A 4309-nucleotide genomic window follows, 5' to 3' on the forward strand; every position below is an offset into this window, starting at 1 on the left:
GCTGTCCATACATTGGCGGCGGCGCTGCCCGATAGGGCCACCCTCATTACACGCCTGCGTCTGGACGCCAGTCTGTTCGCCCCGCCAGATCCGCGACACGAACACACGCTCGGGCGGCCCGCACTAAAGACCTTCGCGCAGCAGGCGATGTTCGTGCCGGTGACGGTGGTTGGCGATCGAGCGCCTCCCCAGAGCGCGTCGTCGGATATCGCTTCCGTTGCTTCCGGCCGAATTGAGATCGAGATTGCCGGAGCACGCATGACCGTGATTGGCTCGGTGGCGCCCGAGTTGGCGCAGGCGATCGTGGCAGCGTTGCGAGGACGCCGGTGATCGGAGTTTCGCCAAATGGCGTGAAGATCATGGTGGCGACGCAGCCTGTCGACTTCCGGCGCGGCATGAATGGCTTGGTGGCTTTGGTGGCGTCAGCGCTTGCGGCCGATCCCTATTGTGGCGATGTGTTCGTGTTCCGCGCCAAGCGTCTACAGTGCGCTTCATAATGCATCCCTCCATCAGATTCCGGGCAACCGGACGACTTTATCATATTGATAATCTTCATAAAACTTCGGGCGTCGATCGATGACACCCTGCACCCCTATCCGGACGGCTTCCGAGGATAATGCTTCGACGGGAACCATCCACGGTGAGCCGGGAAGGATTTGCGTTGCAGGTAAAATTCCTCTCTGCACCAGGCTTTTGGCCGATCCGACGCAAATACCGAGTTTCTCCGCCGCTTTCATCAAACTGATCATCGGTACGTCCACTTTGGTGGCATCATATTCGGGAATTCCCAGGCGCTCGCGCATGTCACGAACACGCACGGTCGTCCAGCTCTCGCCATTACCTGTCTTGCAAAGCATCCTATTGAGTGAGACCGCGAGTTCCCGATCTGGCCAATGTCCGCCCAGTTTGCGCAGTGCCTCGACAGCCGATGGTGCGAGCTCGGCAGGATATCTTCCGGTCTTGACGCGCGCCACACGCACCTCTGTGTGCCGACCGCCGATCCAATGGATCAAGAGCACCGCCTCGTTGGTCGCATCATCGAGATCGCAAATAATCTCCTGAACCAGGATGTGGATGAGCCGCTGCTTCGTTCGCGTCTCCGTGGAGGGCGTATTCCATACGGTCGGCAAATCCTGGGCAAGCTGCAGGAGTCGGCCACGATCGATGATGGGGCGCGCTGCTGACAGCGCGGATAGATCCTTGATCTTGCGTTCAAGCACGCCTACTCGCTCCAGGGCATCATTCCATCGGGCCTCCAGTTCGCGTGCAACATGCCGCTTGGCCGGGTCCACAAGCTCATACCTGCGACTGGCCAACAGCGCTTCGTAGCGTGCGCTTTCGAGGTCCCGCTCGATTGCCGCAATGACATCTCTTTGGGACCGCTCGACTTGATCCGAGGCGAAGATTGCCGCTTCGACAGCACGGTCCGACACCGCTTCTAAAATCTGCATCGCAACGGCGCGATCGACCCTGACGCCGCCAATGCCGATACAAAGGCCGACACCCACGTGAGCATCGTCGCCGCGGCATTGATAGCGATGAGCGTTGCCTTTTGCGCTGCCGTAGAAGACGCGCATCATTCGGCCACAGCGACCGCATCGCATCAGTCCCGTCAAAAGGGCACGGCCGCCACGCGCCGACTTGCGATCGCAATTCTTCTTCATGTGCGCGTTCTCGGCCAGAAGCTTATGGTTCTCCTCATACTCTCGCCAACTGATATAGCCTTGATGATTGTCGCGCAGCAGCACGCTCCACTCATCCCTGGCTTGCGCACCCCTGTTGCCTTGCGAGCGCGGCCATCGATGATCCGCGTTCGCTGCGCGCGTCTTCCGAAGGCATAGGCCCCCGCGTAGAGTGGATTGTGGAGGATCTGCATGACGCTGTGATAGGCCGGCGCTTTCCAAACAAGTTTGCAGACGTCGACATTGCGCAGGACGACCGGCATCTTGATATCGGCCGACCGCAGCCACAAAAAAACCTGTCGTCCACTTCCCAGTTCCCGGAATTTGGCAAAAACGAGCCTGATCGTTTCGGCCACATGTTCGTCCGGATCAATCTCGATCTTACCCACCTCGCTCCAGCACAAGCCCGGCGGCAGCATGAACCGCAATTCCCCACGTCCTGCCTTGGAATCACGCGCGGCGATGCCGCGCTGGCGCATCAAACTAAGCTCATACTCCGACATCGTGCCTTTCAATCCGAGCAGCAGGCGATCGTTGACGAGCCGGGGATCATAGGCGCCATCCGGATCGATGACCAATGTACCGGCGAGTGCGCAAAGGTCGATCAGATGATGCCAGTCCCTGCCATTGCGCGCCAGACGCGATGCCTCGATGCAATAGACCGCTCCCACATCGCCGGAGCAGACCTGTGCCACAAGCCGTTCGAATCCGGGCCGTTCCATGCTACCTGAGCCGGAGCGACCGAGATCGGAATCGATGTCCCGTTAATCCGAAATCCGCAGACAGTCACCGATGCAAAGCCAGTCGTTGCGGCAGCTCCAGCGAGATCATACTGCCGGCGCTGACTTTCGAGATTGCCGGTAACCTGAGTCATTGTGGATTGCCGGACATAGACCACAGCGGCGCGGCGAAGATGGTCAGGCGTGATCTTCGTGTTCATCAACGCCTCCCGTCTTCGTCATTCTGTTCGCTTCCAGAGCTTCCAGCAGAAGATCCGCCAGCGCTTCCACCAACCCTTTGACGTTCTTGACCGCTGGAACCTGAAGATTTTGGCGCTCCAACTGCAGAACGAGTTGGTCGCGATTTTGATGTCGCCTGCTTCGCATCATCCTTCTCCTTCTTCCTCGAAGGACGGGATTTTGCGCCTCTTGAGCGAGTCGCGCCGAACGACGCGAGTGTCGCTGCCAACTCGTCGAGACCGGCGATGCTGATCTCGGGTGGCCCAAGCGTCATACCGCTGCAGTAGCTCTCGTCGAACATCCAATTCGGCAGTTCATGGGATAGATCGGGCCGCTTGTCCGTATAGATGGACATCAGGCTCTTGCCGCGCCGATACGGCGAAACCCGCACCTCGCTTCCAAACAGCGGATGCCACGGATATGCGATCGTCGCGAAACGAAAACCGTATGCAGAATGTCGGTCGTTGGGCATTTCTCCCGCGGAACACAAAAACGTCGCCCTGGAACGGATTGCGGCCAAGCCCCTCTTGGACGATGAGAGCTAGCCCCTGCATGCCCTTGCGCATATCGCAGTGACCGCTGGCAATCCAAACCCGCACGCTTGAACTGATCGGGATCATCGTCCCTCCAGCACATCAAGCACGCGCGACAAGGTCGAGGCATCAAAGTCACGATTGACCCGCACCAACCGACCCCGCCCAACATGGATTTCGATCGCAGAAGACGCAGCAGCCGGTATTCCGATCGCCGCGTCCGGCGCCTGTTGTACCTTCACCGGAACGAAGGCGCGTGGTTCTTCCACTCTCTCTTTAACGCCAAATTCGCGACGCCACCGATAAACCAATGACCGATCAAGGTCGTGACGTCGCGCAACATCCATCACTGTCGTTTCGACGCTCAGAGTCTCTGAAACAATCGCCTCTTTGGCAGCATGCGTAAACTTCCGCCGCCGGACTGTCCCAGTCCGAAGCTCAAGCTGATGAATAGACACGTCGTTATCCTCGTTGTTAGCAACGTGGCGATAGCGCTCACCTCACAAAAACAACGGCTTCAGTCTAACAAAACAAGGCGGTTCTCGGCGTGGCGATACGCTCCACGCTTTCGCGCCGCCGGTCCAGAATGTCGGGCCGGGCAACAAGACGCACCGCCATGCGGTCGAGCACCGCCTCGTTCTCCAGGCGCGACACACGACGGAAGCTTCTGGTGCAGCGTTCGCGCAGGCTGCACGCCTTGCAGGCGTCACGGTTGACGTAGTCGATCTTCACATTGTCACGGGACTTGCCAAAATGACGTGGTGAGAGCACCTGGTCTGCGGGGCAAAGGTAGATGTCCTTGTCCGGGTCGTAGCGGAACTGCTCCTTGGAAAAGAACCCTTCGGCCACGGCGGGACCGCGGATCGGCTTGGGAACATAGGCGGTGACGCCTGCATTCTCGCAAGCCTCCATATCCTCGATCTTGAAGTAGCCCCGGTCCGCCACCGCGTCGATCCTGTCGACGCTGTGAACGGTCGTCGAGAAATGCGGCTAGCCCCAATACCGTTTAGTTAATGATTTTGATGGCTTGTTTGATATCGATTGGCGGCAGTGGTGGATCGGTTCGTCGTCGCAGGGGAAAGTTGCTCATCTTGCGTTTGACGCCGCGCTTATTGCGGCGATGCGATCGGAGCGG

Annotated in this window: 5 protein-coding genes and 3 pseudogenes; 3 read left to right on the forward strand and 5 right to left on the reverse strand. The window is 58.9% G+C overall.

Annotated features, from left to right (window positions below; all coding sequences use genetic code 11):
* Both ABK249_RS33580 and tnpB (ABK249_RS33585) read left to right on the forward strand, forming a co-directional pair.
* Window positions 1-330 (forward strand): annotated as a pseudogene (locus ABK249_RS33580) (hypothetical protein); the annotation flags it as partial.
* Window positions 327-482 (forward strand): annotated as a pseudogene (tnpB, locus tag ABK249_RS33585) (IS66 family insertion sequence element accessory protein TnpB); the annotation flags it as partial. The pseudogenes ABK249_RS33580 and tnpB (ABK249_RS33585), both read left to right, overlap by 4 nt.
* 27 nt (window positions 483-509) lie before the next feature.
* Here the strand turns inward: tnpB (ABK249_RS33585) and ABK249_RS33590 are convergent.
* Window positions 510-1748 carry a recombinase zinc ribbon domain-containing protein gene (locus ABK249_RS33590; protein WP_325169822.1) on the reverse strand — a complete coding sequence of 413 codons (1239 nt, stop codon included), beginning with the start codon at window positions 1746-1748 and terminating at the stop codon, window positions 510-512.
* Window positions 1661-2404, reverse strand: a complete 744-nt coding sequence (locus ABK249_RS33595; RefSeq protein WP_233470461.1) for a recombinase family protein — start codon at window positions 2402-2404, stop codon at window positions 1661-1663. The genes ABK249_RS33590 and ABK249_RS33595 overlap by 88 nt, the downstream gene beginning before the upstream one ends.
* Window positions 2405-2605: 201 nt before the next feature.
* Here ABK249_RS33595 and ABK249_RS33600 point away from each other — a divergent pair, with 201 nt between their 5' ends.
* Window positions 2606-2893, forward strand: a complete 288-nt coding sequence (locus tag ABK249_RS33600; protein ID WP_210059109.1) for a hypothetical protein — start codon at window positions 2606-2608, stop codon at window positions 2891-2893.
* 62 nt (window positions 2894-2955) lie between these two features.
* On the opposite strand, the gene tnpB (ABK249_RS33995) is transcribed toward ABK249_RS33600, so the two are convergent.
* The 3 genes and pseudogenes from tnpB (ABK249_RS33995) to ABK249_RS33610 form a co-directional block, all read right to left on the reverse strand.
* Window positions 2956-3261: an IS66 family insertion sequence element accessory protein TnpB gene (tnpB, locus tag ABK249_RS33995; RefSeq protein WP_210059110.1), complete on the reverse strand. Its 306-nt coding sequence runs from the start codon at window positions 3259-3261 to the stop codon at window positions 2956-2958.
* On the reverse strand, window positions 3258-3632 hold the full coding sequence (gene tnpA, locus ABK249_RS33605; protein ID WP_210059111.1) for an IS66-like element accessory protein TnpA: 375 nt from the start codon (window positions 3630-3632) through the stop codon (window positions 3258-3260). Before tnpA ends, tnpB (ABK249_RS33995) begins: the two co-directional genes overlap by 4 nt.
* A gap of 100 nt (window positions 3633-3732) precedes the next feature.
* Window positions 3733-4137: pseudogene (locus ABK249_RS33610) on the reverse strand (IS1182 family transposase); the annotation flags it as partial.
* Between the last annotated feature and the right edge of the window lie 172 nt (window positions 4138-4309).

Source organism: Neorhizobium phenanthreniclasticum (assembly GCF_040066075.1).
GTDB lineage: Bacteria > Pseudomonadota > Alphaproteobacteria > Rhizobiales > Rhizobiaceae > Neorhizobium > Neorhizobium petrolearium.

Bases quoted from the DNA above. Each gene is read 5' to 3' on its own strand.
- ABK249_RS33595 (WP_233470461.1), bottom strand. From the start codon at position 2,404: ATGGAACGGCCCGGATTCGAACGGCTTGTGGCACAGGTCTGCTCCGGC.
- tnpB (WP_210059110.1), bottom strand. From the start codon at position 3,261: ATGATCCCGATCAGTTCAAGCGTGCGGGTTTGGATTGCCAGCGGTCAC.